The sequence below is a fragment of the Enterobacter sp. RHBSTW-00994 genome (assembly GCF_013782625.1).
GTDB lineage: Bacteria > Pseudomonadota > Gammaproteobacteria > Enterobacterales > Enterobacteriaceae > Enterobacter.
This window is the reverse complement of the sequence record NZ_CP056199.1, coordinates 2,656,804-2,671,656: the sequence shown is the minus strand read 5'-3', so window position 1 is coordinate 2,671,656 and position 14,853 is coordinate 2,656,804. Positions and strand designations below refer to the sequence as shown.

Here is a 14,853-nt window from a genome sequence, read left to right as displayed (position 1 = left end):
TGTGCGGGCCAGGCGAAGGCTATCCAGGCGGTGTATTAAAGAGCGCGATGCAACGTCTGGAACAGGGTGACGTTGTCACCGAAACTCAGTCTGCGCAAGAAGGGTCTGCTGTAGCGGGGAAGTGTTCATCCCACGCGCCACAAAACCATGCAGCCATTCTGGCGCTTGCTCTAGCACCTGACGAGCGGCGGATTCAGTGTCAAATTCAGCAAAGACACAAGCCCCTGTGCCAGTCAGGCGCGACGGCGCGTATTCTAACAGCCAGGAAAGCACCGCATCAACCTTACGAAAACGTTTTCTTGCGATAACCTCGCAATCGTTGCTGAATTCACATTTTAATAACGTTTCTATTGACCGCGTTGGGGTATTACGCGGGAGGTCCGGATCGTTGAAAATAACAGGCGTGGGAATACTCACGCCGGGGTGGGCGATCAGATACCATTTTTCCGGCGGTTCAGCCGGTGACAGGATTTCGCCGACCCCTTCTGCAAAGGCGGCATGGCCACGAACAAATACCGGAACATCGGCTCCTAGTGTCAGCCCCAGGGCCGCCAGTGCGTCTGTTGACAAACCACATCCCCACAGATGATTCAGCGCGACCAGAACGGTAGCGGCATTGGATGAGCCGCCACCCAGTCCACCGCCCATAGGCAGCCGTTTCTCAACGCGGAGATCTGCACCGCTTCCGGTCGGCAGCCGCCCACTCTCTCTCGCCGCTTTCATCAGGAGGCGCGCGGCACGCACAATGAGATTATCGTCGTGCTCCACACCTTCAACAGGGGTCAGCAGTTGAATCTGGCCATCATGGCGAGGGCTGATCGACACCGTGTCACCATAATCGACAAACTGAAACAACGTTTGCAGTGTGTGGTAACCGTCTGCCCGTCGCCCGGTGATGTACAGGAACAGATTCAGTTTTGCAGGGGAGGGCCAGTGGGTCATCATTTGACCATCCAGTTATCCATTTTCAGCTTGATACGCTGAGTGCCTTCGGTCAGTTCCATATTGGATGGCAGCGCCGGTTTGCTGTTGCTGTCATAACCGCTGTACACCACTTTCCAGGTTTTGCCCTTTTCCGTGTAATTGACCTGGCTCAGACGATACTGGTCGTCGAGGGTATAATCGGTCGCATTACCCGGCAGGCCGAGGATCCACTGACGCAGGCTATTGAGCGGAATCGGCATGCCGGTCAGTTTGCCAATCATCTCTTCGGCATCGGTCGCGGTGTAATGCTGGCCTTTGTTGTCGGTAATTTGTGCTTCGCCAGGCTTCGCGTTTAACTCCAGTTCTGTGCTACCCAGCGGGTTCAGAAGCAGCAGACGGTAACGATCCTGCCCCGTTTGCTGCCAGAAGAAACGGGCGTACACTTTTTGCTCGTCAGATAGGTAGGCAAACGCACCGCGCGTCTGGTATTGGCTCAAATTGCGCACATCCTGCTGGTGCTGACGCCACTGCGGGGAGTCAGGGCTTTTACCCGGACCTTTGGGTGGAGTAATAGAACACGCGGTCAGAAGCAGCGCCGTCAAAGGCAGCAGGCGAATCAGTCGGGTCATAATAATGACAAATCCTTGAGATACGTTGCAGTAATAACCCTTAATGCTAGCGCCCGGCGCTGGCAGCGTCTACGTTCATATTGTCTTAAATCATTTAATTAGCGCGGAACACCTATTACTCCGAAAGGGGGCGGTCTCTTTTATTGATCTCGCGCATCCTGTATGATGCCACCTGCTAACCTTATTAACGCTGGTATTATTCCCGCTCACATGACCCTTTTAGCACTCGGTATTAACCACAAAACAGCCCCGGTTTCGTTGCGAGAACGTGTCACGTTTTCGCCGGATACACTCGACCTGGCGCTGGATAGTCTGCTTGCACAACCTATGGTGCAAGGTGGCGTGGTGCTGTCGACGTGCAACCGTACCGAACTCTATCTCAGTGTAGAAGAGCAGGATAATCTGCATGAAGCGCTGATCCGCTGGTTATGTGAATATCACAACCTGAACGAAGAAGAGTTGCGTAATAGCCTGTACTGGCATCAGGACAATGATGCAGTCAGTCATCTGATGCGCGTCGCCAGCGGTCTGGATTCTCTGGTACTGGGTGAACCACAAATTCTGGGGCAGGTGAAAAAGGCGTTTGCAGATTCCCAAAAAGGGCATCTTAAAGCCAGTGAACTGGAGCGCATGTTCCAGAAATCCTTCTCCGTGGCTAAGCGTGTGCGAACCGAAACCGACATTGGTGCCAGTGCGGTTTCTGTTGCTTTCGCAGCCTGTACGCTCGCTCGTCAAATCTTCGAATCACTCTCAACCGTTACGGTATTACTGGTTGGTGCGGGTGAAACCATTGAACTTGTGGCTCGCCATTTGCGTGAGCACAAAGTGAAGAAGATGATTATTGCTAACCGTACCCGTGAACGGGCGCAGGTTCTGGCAGACGAAGTCGGCGCAGAGGTGATTGCGTTAAGCGACATTGATGAACGTCTTAAAGAGGCGGATATCATTATCAGTTCTACCGCCAGCCCGCTGCCGATCATCGGTAAAGGGATGGTGGAACGCGCACTGAAATCCCGTCGTAACCAACCGATGTTGCTGGTCGATATCGCCGTTCCGCGCGATGTCGAACCGGAAGTCGGCAAGCTGGCGAACGCCTATCTTTACAGCGTGGATGACCTGCAAAGTATCATTTCGCACAACCTCGCGCAGCGTAAAGCGGCCGCAGTTCAGGCGGAAACGATTGTTGAGCAGGAAACCAGTGAGTTTATGGCCTGGCTGCGCGCCCAAAGCGTTAGCGAGACCATCCGCGAATATCGCGGTCAGGCAGAGCAGGTGCGAGACGACCTGACTGCCAAAGCGCTGGCTGCCCTTGAACAGGGCGGTGACGCGCAGGCAATTATGCAGGATCTGGCATGGAAACTGACCAATCGCCTGATTCATGCACCAACCAAATCTCTTCAGCAGGCTGCCCGAGACGGGGATGATGAACGCCTGACTATTCTGCGCAACAGCCTCGGGCTGGAATAGCGCCACACACCCATTTTCTATTACAAGGTGCATTTACGCCTATGAAGCCCTCTATCGTCGCCAAACTGGAAGCTCTGCACGAGCGCCATGAAGAAGTACAGGCGCTGCTCGGTGATGCCGGGACTATTGCAGACCAGGACCGTTTTCGCGCGTTATCCCGTGAATACGCACAGTTGAGTGATGTTTCGCGCTGCTTTATTGACTGGCAAAAAGTTCAGGAAGATATCGAAACGGCACAGATGATGCTCGACGACCCGGAAATGCGCGAAATGGCGCAGGAAGAGTTGCAGGATGCAAAAGCGCGTGCCGAAGAGATGGAGCAACAGCTTCAGGTTCTGCTGCTGCCAAAAGATCCGGATGACGAACGTAACGCTTTTGTCGAAGTGCGCGCTGGTACGGGAGGGGATGAAGCCGCTCTGTTTGCTGGCGATCTGTTCCGTATGTACAGCCGTTATGCTGAAGCTCGCCGCTGGCGAGTCGAAATCATGAGCGCCAATGAAGGTGAACATGGTGGGTATAAAGAAGTGATCGCTAAAATCAGCGGCGAAGGTGTTTATGGCCGTCTGAAATTCGAATCAGGTGGGCATCGCGTCCAGCGCGTTCCTGCAACGGAATCCCAGGGTCGAATCCACACCTCCGCCTGTACCGTCGCGGTCATGCCGGAACTGCCGGAAGCAGAACTGCCGGATATCAACCCATCGGAGCTGCGCATTGATACCTTCCGTTCTTCCGGTGCGGGTGGTCAGCACGTTAACACCACCGACTCCGCAATTCGTATTACCCACCTGCCAACCGGTATTGTGGTGGAGTGTCAGGACGAACGTTCGCAGCATAAAAACAAAGCGAAAGCATTGTCAGTTCTGGGGGCGCGTATTCGTGCCGCCGAAGTGGCAAAGCGCCAGCAGGCGGAAGCCTCAACGCGCCGTAACCTGCTTGGTAGCGGTGATCGCAGCGACCGTAACCGTACCTATAACTTCCCGCAAGGGCGCGTTACTGACCACCGCATCAACCTGACGGTTTACCGTCTGGATGAGGTGATGGAAGGGAAACTCGACATGCTGATCGAACCTATTGTCCAGGAATTCCAGGCCGATCAACTGGCGGCGCTGGCTGAGCAGGACTAATGGATTTTCAGCACTGGTTACGCCATGCCGTCAGTGAGCTTTCCGCCAGTGAAAGCCCGCGTCGTGATGCCGAAATATTGCTGGGGTTTGTGACGGGAAAAGCCCGGACCTTTCTCCTGGCGTTTGGCGAAACGGTGCTGAGTGCAGAGCAGGAAGCGCAACTTGCGGCACTGCTTTCACGCCGTAAAACGGGGGAACCTGTGGCACACCTGGTGGGTGAACGTGAGTTCTGGTCACTGCCGCTCTATGTCTCTCCAGCCACGCTGATCCCGCGTCCTGATACGGAATGCCTGGTCGAACAGGCACTGGCGCGGTTGCCATCTCATGCATGTCAGATCCTCGATTTAGGCACAGGAACGGGGGCGATCGCCCTGGCTCTGGCCAGTGAACGTCCTGATTGCCAGGTGACTGCCGTCGATGTGATGCCCGATGCGGTTGCGCTAGCAAAGCGTAACCTTGAGCGTCTGGGGCTGAGCAATGTGACGGTGATCCAAAGCAGTTGGTTTGCCGCTCTGGAACATTGCACCTTTGAGATGATTGTCAGTAATCCGCCCTACATTGACGAGCGAGATCCTCATTTGTCAGAGGGGGATGTCCGCTTCGAACCGATGACAGCGTTGGTTGCGGCTAACGAAGGGCTGGCCGATCTTGAACACATCATTGATTTGGCTCGCCAGCACCTGCTGCCAGGTGGTTGGTTGTTGCTGGAACATGGCTGGACGCAGGGAGAAGCGGTACGTCTGCTGTTCACCCGTGTCGGTTATCGCGCGGTGGAGACCTGCCGTGACTATGGGGGCAATGAGCGTCTGACGATAGGTAAATGGTCATGACGCTCTTTACTGTGCTGATCTCCGTTCATCTGGCGTCTGTCGCATTGACCATCAGTTTTTTTATTCTCCGTTACTGGTGGCGTTACAGCAACAATCCGTTGCTCGAAACCCGCTGGGTACGCGTTGCACCACACTGCATCGATACACTGCTGTTCCTGTCCGGTGTGGGCTTAATGTGGAAGACAGGCTATCTGCCATTTACTGATAAAGGCACATGGCTGACTGAAAAGCTGTTTGGCGTTATCATCTACATCGTTTTGGGTTTTATCGCGCTTGGACGACGTCGTCCGCGCAGCCAGCAGGTCGGTTTTATCGCCTTTCTGCTGGGTCTGGTGGTGCTGTACATCATCATTAAACTCGCCACCACAAGAATACCGTTACTGGGGTAAGTCATGAGGTCCTTGGCCGATTTCGAATTTAACAAAGTGCCGCTTTGCGATGGCATGATTCTGATTTCAGAGATGATCCGCGATGATTTTACGTCGCAGTACGTCAATGCTGAGCTGGAAAACCTGGTAAGCCTGGCGCGAGAAGAGATAAATCAGTCGCGCCCGCAGGACTGGCAATTAGAGAAGCTGGTTGAGCTTTTCTATGGAGAATGGGGTTTTTGCGATACGCGCGGTGTGTATCGCCTGTCTGACGCACTTTGGCTGGATCAGGTCTTAAAAAATCGTCAGGGCAGCGCGGTTGCTCTGGGCGCGATTTTGCTATGGGTTGCGCACCGTCTGGATATCCCTCTGGTTCCGGTCATTTTCCCGACACAGATGATCCTGCGTGCAGAATGGCTGGACGGTGAAATGTGGTTAATTAACCCGTTTAACGGCGACACACTGGACGAACACACGCTTGACGTCTGGCTGAAAGGCAACATTAGCCCGGTAGCCGAGCTCTTCAACGAAGATCTCGATGAAGCTGATAATTCAGAAGTGATCCGTAAACTGCTGGACACGCTGAAGGCGGCATTAATGGAGGAGCGTCAGATGGAACTGGCATTGCGTGCCAGTGAAGTGCTGTTGCAATTCAATCCGGAAGATCCATATGAAATTCGCGATCGCGGTCTTATCTATGCACAGCTTGACTGTGAACATGTCGCGCTGAACGATTTGAATTATTTTGTCGAACAGTGCCCGGAAGACCCGATTAGCGAAATGATCCGCGCGCAGATCAACGCGATCGCGCACAAACAAATTACACTGCATTAATCTTAATTCCGATTCACACCTGAATAAGGCGATCCTATGAAACAAAAAGTGGTTAGCATTGGTGATATCAACGTGGCAAACGACCTGCCGTTCGTGCTCTTTGGTGGCATGAACGTTCTGGAATCCCGTGATCTTGCCATGCGCATCTGCGAACACTACGTGACCGTAACCCAGAAATTGGGTATTCCGTATGTGTTTAAAGCCTCTTTTGACAAAGCCAACCGTTCCTCTATCAACTCTTACCGTGGCCCAGGCCTGGAAGAGGGAATGAAGATTTTCCAGGAGCTGAAGCAGACGTTTGGCGTGAAAGTGATCACCGACGTACACGAAGCATCACAAGCGCAGCCTGTGGCTGATGTCGTTGATGTGATTCAGCTTCCGGCATTCCTTGCGCGTCAGACCGATCTGGTTGAAGCAATGGCTAAAACCGGTGCGGTGATCAACGTGAAAAAACCCCAGTTCGTAAGCCCGGGTCAGATGGGTAACATCGTTGATAAGTTTATCGAAGGTGGGAATGACAAGGTGATCCTGTGTGACCGTGGTGCAAACTTCGGTTATGACAACCTGGTGGTCGACATGCTGGGTTTCAGCGTGATGAAGAACGTTTCCAACCAGTCTCCGGTTATCTTCGACGTGACCCACGCCCTGCAATGCCGCGACCCGTTTGGCGCAGCGTCCGGTGGACGTCGTGCACAGGTTACGGAACTGGCGCGTGCCGGTATGGCGGTCGGTCTGGCGGGCCTGTTCATTGAAGCGCACCCTGATCCGGCCAATGCGAAATGCGACGGTCCATCCGCGTTGCCACTGGATAAACTGGAGCCATTCCTGAAGCAGATCAAGGCGATTGATGATCTGGTGAAGAGCTTCGACGAGCTGGATACCAGCAACTAATAAAAAACCCGCTTCGGCGGGTTTTTTATATGTGCATCTTCTCACGCAGGAGAGGGCATCAGGTTCACGCAAAGATCGTCATCAGGTAGGCAATAAACAAGGCCATATGCGCCGCACCGTTCAGTACGTTAGTCCTGCCGGTCGAGAAGGAAATATGGCATAGCACCAGTGACGCGACCATGACAATCATCTCCGGCGCACCCAGCGCAAACTGCAGTTCGTTGCCAGTCATAAACGCAATCAGCGTCACGACCGGGACGGTCAGTGAAATGGTTGCCAGCACGGAACCAAAAAACAGGTTCATCGCACGCTGTACCTGATTGCTCAGTACGGCCTTCAACGCACCTAAACCTTCCGGTGACAGGATCAGCAACGCGACCAGGAAACCGGTAAATGCCACAGGGGCATTCAGCTCTGTTAACAGGGTTTCCAGTGGATTGGCGTTCATTTTGGTCACGGCGATAACCGCAATCAGATGTACGATCAGCCAAATCGTATGCCAGGCGTTACTGTGCGCCGAAGGTTTACCGTGATGGGGGTCGTCGTCGTCGCTGTCATCTTCATGTTCATAGACAAACAGGCTCTGGTGCGTTTTCGTCTGAATAAGCAGAAATACGCCGTACATGGCCGCAGAAATCAGGGCAACCAGTAACGCCTGTCCAGTGGTGAAATTCGCTCCCGGCAGCGCCATTGGAAAGATCAGAACAATAATGGCAAGAGGAAAAAGAGCAATCAGGTACTGTTTAATACCAAACAGATTCATATATTGAGTGGCAAACTTACGTCCGCCCAATAACAGAGAAAAACCGACCAACCCGCCGGTAACAATCATGATGATGGAGTACAAGGTGTCTCGCATCAGTGTCGGCGCAGCATCACCTGTCGCCATCAGTGCTGAAATCAGACTGACTTCAAGAATGACGACGGAAAGACTTAATATTAATGAACCATATGGCTCGCCCAGACGGTGCGCTAGCACGTCGGCGTGGCGAACAACACTGAATGCACTGCTCAAAATACCAATCAGGGCAAGGATATTAATGCCGACGACCACTGGCAATGACTGGCTGCTTCCCCAAAAAAGCAGCACTGCCAGTGCCAGGACCGGGAAAATGAGTGATGTCTCCTTGTGGCGGGTCTTCACCGCCTCATGTGTCGCTGTCATGTTGTTCTCCCTCAATGCAGGTGCTTGTAATTATAGATAGAAAATTTGTGGCCATTAAACTAACAGATCAAAATTACTATTCTGTTATTTTTTACTTACTTTTACCGTAATGGCTGTATTTCCGCTGAGTTATCTCTAATAGTGTGTTTTATCTAATTAAAAATCTAAATAACAATGAATTAAGTCGTCCATTTTTTCACTTTTGATAATGTCGGGCAAGAGCATAGATCGGCGATAGATGAGGCGCAGTAGTAGGTCAAACGTACTACACGGCTGAATAATTAGCAGCCTCAATTTTGACTTTTCAGGTGGTTGAACTTTCGTTGTATTGCAACTGGCCTGCGAATTGCTTATCGTTAATTAACTGCTGTCAAAATGAACAGCACATAATGCCGGGAAGGCGAATTACAGATGTCGCAAGGAAGCATGCAGTGGCGGAGGTGTAAAGTGTTAACGCGTGATTTCTTAATGAAGGCAGATTGTAAAACAGCATTTGGTGCTATTGAGGAATCGCTTCTCTGGTCGGCTGAGCAACGTGCGGCATCGCTCGCGGCCACGCTGGCGTGCCGTCCGGATGATGGCCCGGTATGGATTTTTGGTTACGGCTCCCTGATGTGGAACCCGGCTCTCGAGTTTGTCGAATCGGCGACAGGGACATTACCTGGCTGGCATCGCGCATTTTGTTTGCGCCTGACGGCCGGACGAGGCAGCGCCTGCCAGCCAGGCCGTATGCTTGCACTGAAAGAGGGCGGGCGCACCACCGGGGTTGCATACCGCTTGCCGGATGCGACGCTGGAGGATGAACTCACGCTCTTGTGGAAGCGGGAGATGATCACCGGCTGCTATATGCCAAGCTGGTGCAAGCTTGAGCTTGATGATGGTCGTACTGTCAACGCGCTGGTATTTATTATGGATCCGCGCCATCCGCTGTATGAAGCCGATACACGCACTCAGGTTATCGCCCCGCTGATTGCATCCGCCAGCGGGCCATTAGGCACTAACGCTCAGTATCTGTTTTCTCTTGATGAAGAACTGACGCGCCTCGGCATGAAAGATGAGTGTCTGAATGAGCTGGTGGCGAAAGTGCAAGCCTTGCTCGAAGGGAATGTGCGAAATAACCCGTTGCGTCCGGGATTTGCCTGATAAAACGCCCGGTTGCCAGAAGGCAAACCGGGCGCAGACATATCAGGCGGGAACGTAACTTACAGAGTGCTCAAGCGATTGACTGTGGCTGTCAATCAGGACATCCCACGTGCCGGTATAGGGCACAGTGAGCCACGCATTATCTTTATCCTGCACGCTTAAAATGTCAGCCTGCGATTGTTTTTGCGCTTTTGAACTCATCAGATGAATGTGGCAGCGCTCTGAGCAACGCACCACCACCGTATCCCCGCCAAACAGTGTCAAACTTGTTTTTACCAGTGCCATTATTTACCCCGTAGTCCGAAACGACGCTCTCCTTGCAGCCAATCCTGAGCGTGATGTTGTTCACAATTCACTCATGGCATAACACCAAACGGGAGGGGGTGAGATGCTGATTTTGATCAAAAAATTGCATAACGTTTAAACAAAAATGACAAAACACCTGAAAGCATTCAGCTGGCGCGTATTTAACAAGGTAAAGACGCGCCTGAATAAAATTAAATGCGGAAATGCCCGGCAGTTTCAGCGAGGTCGCCCGCCTGGCTCTGCAGCGCACTGGCGGCGGCGGCGGATTCGACAACCAGTTCGGCATTCTGCTGTACCATTCGATCAAGATGCGTCACCGCATGGTTAATCTCATGGATACCTTTCATCTGCTCGCTGGTGGCGATTGAAATCTCACGCATAATCCCGGACACACTGCCGATGCTGGAGCGGATCTCGTCCATGCTTTCGCCTGCCAGATGGACATAGCGAGAACCGGTTGCCACGCTGTCGGTAGTGGAGTCGATCAGGGATTTAATCTCTTTGGCGGCTTGTGCGCTGCGGCTGGCAAGGTTACGAACCTCTCCGGCGACAACGGCAAACCCGCGCCCCTGTTCTCCGGCTCGCGCCGCTTCTACCGACGCATTCAGCGCCAGAATGTTCGTCTGGAAGGCAATGCCATCAATCACACTGGTGATATCACCAATCTTGGCAGAAGCCACTTCGATAGATTGCATGGTCGAGATTGCCTGAGAAACGACATCCCCTCCGCGCGATGCGGCAGCCGAGGCTTTGCTTGCCTGATCGTTTGCTTCCGCTGCGGACTCGTTTGACTGGGTCACGGAGGCTGTGATTTGCTCAACGGCACTTGCCGTTTCACGCAGGCTGGAGGCAGCCTGTTCGGTACGCCCGGAGAGATCCTGGTTACCCGCGGCAATCTCCTGTGCTGCATTTTTTACCGATGCGCTGGCATCGCGTAACTGCACCATCACCACGGATAATTTGTCACTGAACGCATTGAAGGCCTGCGCGATTTGCGCCACCTCATCGTCACCGCTGTCCGGAAGACGCTGGGAAAGATCGTTGGTCCCGTTGGCGATGGCGTGCATAGCATCACGGATATCGGACAAGCGTCTGAGCAGGCGGGCAATCAGGAAATGGACAATGGCTCCGCTGAGCAGGGCAAGGATCACCAGGGAGATCGCGGAGGCTTTCAGCAGAGAGCGCATTCCGGAGGTGGCATCGTTGTTATCGAGGGCAACCACCAGCATCCAGTGTGTACCGGCGACGGGCGTTGCTATAAAGGTTTTCTCGACACCATTAAATAACCCATCAACCGAAACGCCGCTTTTCAGGGCAGTGAAATCAGCGTCTTTGACGGTTTCACTAAAGGGTTTCAGCGTCAGAGCGGGATCGTTGGCGGCAATGACTGTACCGTCGCTATCAACCAGTAAGCCACTGCTTGCAGGTGTAGGATGGATCCCGCGAACGTTAGCCACCACGCTGTCCATCGCCACATCGCCCGCCACCACGGCTTTAAGCGTGCCATTGTCTTTGACCGGTACGGCAAAGGTCACGACCAGTTTACCGGTTCCGGCATCAACGTAAGGGGCAGTTACGACAGGGGCATCGGTGCTGACGACCTGCTGATACCACGGGCGGACGGTAGGGTCGTAATCAGCAGGCACGCCGGCAGGGTCGGAGAATTTCGCCGTTTTACTGGCATAACCCACGTAGACGTTAGTAAAACCACCGGCCTCGGCGAGTTGTTTAAACACCGGAACCGGATCATCGCTTAGCGCCACGTTTTGCGCAGAGGCGATCACGGTCATTTTGCTGTTTACCCAGTCGGCAATCGCCATATTGTGGCTGGCACTGGTGCTGGTCAGAATATCGCGTTGCGATTGCTGGTTATCCTGGCGAGTAACCTGAAAGTTGATAACGGTGTTAAGAATAAGGGCGACGATCAGACAGCCTGTCGTCGCGGCAATGATGCGTGCGCGAATTGATCTGAACATAAGTAAAATACCTGCTGTGTTGTTTCACATGCCTATCGGCAACCCGGCAGGTAAACTTGATGCTGAAACCGCGTCCATAAGAAAATAATATTTTTCAGAATATATTATTAAAAAGTTAATACTTTATCTGCGGTAAGTGTCCATTGAGCCAGTTCGACCAGGGTTCCAATTGCAACTCCGTCAATCAGCGGTAATTCCGTGATACCCCGTCCGTCAGTGCAGGTCTTGCACAGTTTCACCGGGACATTTTGCGCCGTCAGAATTTCCAGCATTTGCTGGATGTTATATCCCTCGGCGGGTTTTTGCCCCTTCAGTCCGGCGGTGACCGCATCAGACATTAAAAAGAGACGTAATTGCAGTTCGCTGTCCTGATCGCGCAGGGCAATCGCCAGACGCAGACTGTTGAAGAGGGATTCACTGCCATATGCCGCACCGTTGGCGACGATTACAATCTTCTGCATGTTGACTCCTGTTCTTTGATAAGGCACGAATATTGCTTATCTCAACCGATAATACCGAACCGGGAGAGTAAGCATGACAATAATGGCTGGCCGTTCACCTGGCGCAATTGAATGGTTCCAGCGCGCAAAGCAGATGCGTCGACAACAGCTCAACACACTGGCACAACTGGGCTCACTCGTGAACGGCATCAGCCGTCTGGCGCATATGCTACAGTGCGAGCGTGGGGCGTCAAATGTCTGGCTCTGTTCCCAGGGAACGTTGTATGCCCTGGAATGCAAAGCCAGCCGGGCGTTAGCGGATGATAATCTCGCCGCGCTTTACCGTATCCTCGATGAACAATCCCCCATGCCCGGCAGTACCGTGTGTGAACGCATTGCGAGTGCGATACAAAGTCTGGATGGGCTTTCGGCACTGCGTGATGGCGTAAGCGAGCAAAACATCACCGCACCTCAGGCGATGGAGCACTACAGCCGTATACTCCGTCATCTGCTCAGTATCGTGCCACAACTGAATGACAGCATTGATGATCCGCAAATTGCGGGGCGATTCGTCGCGCTCTACAGCCTGATGCAGGGCAAAGAGCTGGCAGGGCAAGAGCGCGCGCTGGGCGCAATTGGCTTCACGCAGGGTTTTTTCAGTGATGATACTCGTCAGAGGCTGGTCGACCGCATTGATGGGCAGCAGTCCTGCTTTGATGTCTTTTTATCGTGCTGCCGCGAAGATGTGCGGGAGACATTTATGCTCAATTGTCAGCCGTGTCTGGAGACTGAGCAACTCAGGCGAGTTGCCTGTACCCGTCAGCCTGGCGCAGACAATGGTCATACGGCGCTTCACTGGTTTGCGCGACAAACCGCGCGTCTTGAGCATCTGAGAACCCTTGAAGAGATCGTTATCGCCGACCTGATGATGGCGGTGGATGCGCGCATCCAGAATGACGATGAGATAACGCCTGTGGATGATGAACAAGACGATCCCCTCGCGTGCTATCCGGATAAACCGTTGTTGCCACTGCTTCGCCAGCAGGCCCGCGAGATTGAGCTGCTGTCCCGCCAACTTGCATCGCTACGCGATACGCTGGAAGAGAGGAAGATCATTGATAAAGCGAAAAGCGTGCTGATGGCACACCAGAATATGAGTGAAGAACAGGCGTGGTATGCCTTGCGAAAAATGGCGATGGATAAAAACCAGCGGATGGTGGATATCGCTCACGCATTGCTTACCGTAAAAACATTGTGGCAGGTAATACCAAAGGAGTAGTTGCACAATCAGTGGGCATTTACTGCATGGTTGAGGTGCGTAAATCTCTCCTGAGGCAGGTTATCACCCGTAAAACAGAGCATAAAACCTGGCATCTACTTTGCATTAACTGATTACCATTTTTTGACGATGCACCAACGGCGGTGCATGCGTCTTCGGGATAAAGGCGTCCAACAGTGCTACGGCATTGTCGGGCGCTTTTTTTTGCTTTTTATTCAGGAGTGGGTCATGGCGGATTTGTCGAGACGGCGATTTTTGCAGGCCAGTATGCTGGCAAGTGGCGCGATGCTGTTACCGGGTGTCATGCAGGCGGCGTGGGCGGGTGGGTCGGATAAGCCGGAGCAAGAGACCGTGCGAATCGGGTTTATCCCCCTGACCGACTGCGCTCCCGTCGTTATCGCAGCACTTAAAGGGTTTGATAAAAAATACGGTATCACCATTGTGCCCACCAAAGAGGCGAGCTGGGCTGCTGTACGCGACAAACTGGTCGCGGGCGAACTGGATGCGGCGCACATACTTTACGGCCTGCTGTACGGGCTGGAGCTGGGAATTGCCGGTAAGCCACAACCGATGGCGAACCTGATGACGCTTAACCATAACGGTCAGGCGATTACCCTTTCCAGCGATCTGGCAGAAAAGGGGGTTCGTGACGTCGACGGGCTGCAAAAGCTGATAGGGCAGCAGGCTCCAGGGACATACACCTTTGCGCACACTTTCCCGACGGGAACACATGCCATGTGGCTTTACTACTGGCTGGCGAGCGCAGGGATCAATCCGTTTGATGATGTTCGCACCGTGGTTGTACCGCCGCCGCAGATGGTCATGAATATGCGCATTGGCAACATGGTCGGTTTTTGTGTCGGTGAGCCCTGGAACGCGCGGGCCATCAACGACCGTATCGGTTTTACAGCCGCTACCTCGCAATCTATCTGGCCGGAACATCCGGAAAAGATCCTCGGGACCCGACGTGACTGGGTCGAGAAAAACCCGCATACAGCGCGAGCACTGGTTAGCGCCGTTCTGGACGCTGCACGATGGATTGACGCATCCCCGGATAACAAACGTGAAACCGCGCAGATCCTCTCTCGTCGTGCATGGCTTAACACTAAAGAGCAGTACCTCACCGGACGCATGCTGGGGGAATACGACAACGGCATCGGCCAGCGCTGGCAGGATGCACACCCGATCCGCTTCTTCAATGACGGTGCGGTCAGTTATCCGTGGTTATCCGACGGCATGTGGTTTTTAACCCAGTTCCGTCGCTGGGGATTGCTCAAAACGGAGCCGGACTATGCCGCTATTGCCCAACGTATTAACCAGACATCAGTCTGGCAGGACGCGGCCACAGCGGTAGGTGGCATCAGTGCGCCATCGTCACCCATGCGCAGTAGCACCTTAATGGACGGAACCGTGTGGAACGGTCTCGATCCGGAAGGCTACGCAAACCGCTTCGCCATTCATCGTAAAGGGGCCTGAT

The 14,853-nt window shown here is 53.4% G+C and carries 15 protein-coding genes; 9 read left to right on the top strand and 6 right to left on the bottom strand.

Annotated features, from left to right (window positions below; translation table 11 throughout):
- Positions 1 to 75 precede the first annotated feature (75 nt).
- On the bottom strand, positions 76 to 945 hold the full coding sequence (ispE, locus tag HV346_RS12805; protein WP_181619720.1) for a 4-(cytidine 5'-diphospho)-2-C-methyl-D-erythritol kinase: 870 nt from the start codon (positions 943 to 945) through the stop codon (positions 76 to 78).
- On the bottom strand, positions 942 to 1,553 hold the full coding sequence (gene lolB / locus HV346_RS12800; protein WP_181619719.1) for a lipoprotein insertase outer membrane protein LolB: 612 nt from the start codon (positions 1,551 to 1,553) through the stop codon (positions 942 to 944). The genes ispE and lolB overlap by 4 nt, the downstream gene beginning before the upstream one ends.
- A gap of 210 nt (positions 1,554 to 1,763) precedes the next feature.
- On the opposite strand from lolB, the gene hemA reads away from it, so the two are divergent.
- The 6 genes from hemA to kdsA are packed head-to-tail and all read left to right on the top strand — an operon-like array spanning position 1,764 to position 7,067.
- Positions 1,764 to 3,020 carry a glutamyl-tRNA reductase gene (gene hemA / locus HV346_RS12795; RefSeq protein ID WP_181619718.1) on the top strand — a complete coding sequence of 419 codons (1,257 nt, stop codon included), beginning with the start codon at positions 1,764 to 1,766 and terminating at the stop codon, positions 3,018 to 3,020.
- A gap of 41 nt (positions 3,021 to 3,061) precedes the next feature.
- Positions 3,062 to 4,144, top strand: a complete 1,083-nt coding sequence (gene prfA / locus HV346_RS12790) for a peptide chain release factor 1 (RefSeq protein WP_181619717.1) — start codon at positions 3,062 to 3,064, stop codon at positions 4,142 to 4,144.
- Entirely contained in the window at positions 4,144 to 4,974 is an 831-nt protein-coding gene (gene prmC / locus HV346_RS12785) for a peptide chain release factor N(5)-glutamine methyltransferase (RefSeq protein WP_181619716.1), read from the top strand. The genes prfA and prmC overlap by 1 nt, the downstream gene beginning before the upstream one ends.
- Positions 4,971 to 5,363 carry an invasion regulator SirB2 gene (gene sirB2 / locus HV346_RS12780; protein ID WP_181619715.1) on the top strand — a complete coding sequence of 131 codons (393 nt, stop codon included), beginning with the start codon at positions 4,971 to 4,973 and terminating at the stop codon, positions 5,361 to 5,363. Before prmC ends, sirB2 begins: the two co-directional genes overlap by 4 nt.
- Positions 5,364 to 5,366: 3 nt before the next feature.
- Entirely contained in the window at positions 5,367 to 6,176 is an 810-nt protein-coding gene (sirB1, locus tag HV346_RS12775; RefSeq protein ID WP_181619714.1) for an invasion regulator SirB1, read from the top strand.
- Positions 6,177 to 6,212: 36 nt separating this feature from the next.
- Entirely contained in the window at positions 6,213 to 7,067 is an 855-nt protein-coding gene (gene kdsA, locus HV346_RS12770) for a 3-deoxy-8-phosphooctulonate synthase (protein ID WP_181619713.1), read from the top strand.
- 64 nt (positions 7,068 to 7,131) lie between these two features.
- Here the strand turns inward: kdsA and chaA are convergent, their stop codons facing one another.
- Complete coding sequence (chaA, locus tag HV346_RS12765; RefSeq protein WP_181619712.1) at positions 7,132 to 8,232, bottom strand: sodium-potassium/proton antiporter ChaA; 1,101 nt, start codon at positions 8,230 to 8,232, stop codon at positions 7,132 to 7,134.
- Positions 8,233 to 8,679: 447 nt separating this feature from the next.
- On the opposite strand from chaA, the gene HV346_RS12760 reads away from it, so the two are divergent.
- Positions 8,680 to 9,375, top strand: coding sequence for a gamma-glutamylcyclotransferase (locus HV346_RS12760; RefSeq protein WP_181623771.1), 696 nt, complete (start codon positions 8,680 to 8,682; stop codon positions 9,373 to 9,375).
- Positions 9,376 to 9,417: 42 nt separating this feature from the next.
- Here HV346_RS12760 and HV346_RS12755 read toward each other — a convergent pair whose 3' ends face one another.
- The 3 genes from HV346_RS12755 to HV346_RS12745 all read right to left on the bottom strand — a co-directional run bounded on the left by HV346_RS12755 (position 9,418) and on the right by HV346_RS12745 (position 12,118).
- Positions 9,418 to 9,660, bottom strand: coding sequence for a DUF1883 domain-containing protein (locus HV346_RS12755; protein WP_181619711.1), 243 nt, complete (start codon positions 9,658 to 9,660; stop codon positions 9,418 to 9,420).
- Between the two features lie 212 nt (positions 9,661 to 9,872).
- Positions 9,873 to 11,657 carry a methyl-accepting chemotaxis protein gene (locus HV346_RS12750; protein ID WP_181619710.1) on the bottom strand — a complete coding sequence of 595 codons (1,785 nt, stop codon included), beginning with the start codon at positions 11,655 to 11,657 and terminating at the stop codon, positions 9,873 to 9,875.
- A gap of 107 nt (positions 11,658 to 11,764) precedes the next feature.
- Positions 11,765 to 12,118: a DsrE/DsrF/TusD sulfur relay family protein gene (locus HV346_RS12745; RefSeq protein WP_181619709.1), complete on the bottom strand. Its 354-nt coding sequence runs from the start codon at positions 12,116 to 12,118 to the stop codon at positions 11,765 to 11,767.
- 73 nt (positions 12,119 to 12,191) lie between these two features.
- On the opposite strand from HV346_RS12745, the gene nasR reads away from it, so the two are divergent.
- Both nasR and HV346_RS12735 read left to right on the top strand, forming a co-directional pair.
- Complete coding sequence (gene nasR, locus HV346_RS12740) at positions 12,192 to 13,376, top strand: nitrate regulatory protein NasR (RefSeq protein ID WP_181619708.1); 1,185 nt, start codon at positions 12,192 to 12,194, stop codon at positions 13,374 to 13,376.
- Positions 13,377 to 13,604: 228 nt separating this feature from the next.
- Positions 13,605 to 14,852: a CmpA/NrtA family ABC transporter substrate-binding protein gene (locus HV346_RS12735; RefSeq protein WP_181619707.1), complete on the top strand. Its 1,248-nt coding sequence runs from the start codon at positions 13,605 to 13,607 to the stop codon at positions 14,850 to 14,852.
- The last annotated feature ends 1 nt before the right edge of the window (position 14,853 follow it).

Bases quoted from the DNA above. Each gene is read 5' to 3' on its own strand.
- ispE (WP_181619720.1), bottom strand. From the start codon at position 945: ATGATGACCCACTGGCCCTCCCCTGCAAAACTGAATCTGTTCCTGTAC.
- lolB (WP_181619719.1), bottom strand. From the start codon at position 1,553: ATGACCCGACTGATTCGCCTGCTGCCTTTGACGGCGCTGCTTCTGACC.
- hemA (WP_181619718.1), top strand. From the start codon at position 1,764: ATGACCCTTTTAGCACTCGGTATTAACCACAAAACAGCCCCGGTTTCG.
- prfA (WP_181619717.1), top strand. From the start codon at position 3,062: ATGAAGCCCTCTATCGTCGCCAAACTGGAAGCTCTGCACGAGCGCCAT.
- prmC (WP_181619716.1), top strand. From the start codon at position 4,144: ATGGATTTTCAGCACTGGTTACGCCATGCCGTCAGTGAGCTTTCCGCC.
- sirB2 (WP_181619715.1), top strand. From the start codon at position 4,971: ATGACGCTCTTTACTGTGCTGATCTCCGTTCATCTGGCGTCTGTCGCA.
- sirB1 (WP_181619714.1), top strand. From the start codon at position 5,367: ATGAGGTCCTTGGCCGATTTCGAATTTAACAAAGTGCCGCTTTGCGAT.
- kdsA (WP_181619713.1), top strand. From the start codon at position 6,213: ATGAAACAAAAAGTGGTTAGCATTGGTGATATCAACGTGGCAAACGAC.
- chaA (WP_181619712.1), bottom strand. From the start codon at position 8,232: ATGACAGCGACACATGAGGCGGTGAAGACCCGCCACAAGGAGACATCA.
- HV346_RS12755 (WP_181619711.1), bottom strand. From the start codon at position 9,660: ATGGCACTGGTAAAAACAAGTTTGACACTGTTTGGCGGGGATACGGTG.
- HV346_RS12750 (WP_181619710.1), bottom strand. From the start codon at position 11,657: ATGTTCAGATCAATTCGCGCACGCATCATTGCCGCGACGACAGGCTGT.
- HV346_RS12745 (WP_181619709.1), bottom strand. From the start codon at position 12,118: ATGCAGAAGATTGTAATCGTCGCCAACGGTGCGGCATATGGCAGTGAA.
- nasR (WP_181619708.1), top strand. From the start codon at position 12,192: ATGACAATAATGGCTGGCCGTTCACCTGGCGCAATTGAATGGTTCCAG.
- HV346_RS12735 (WP_181619707.1), top strand. From the start codon at position 13,605: ATGGCGGATTTGTCGAGACGGCGATTTTTGCAGGCCAGTATGCTGGCA.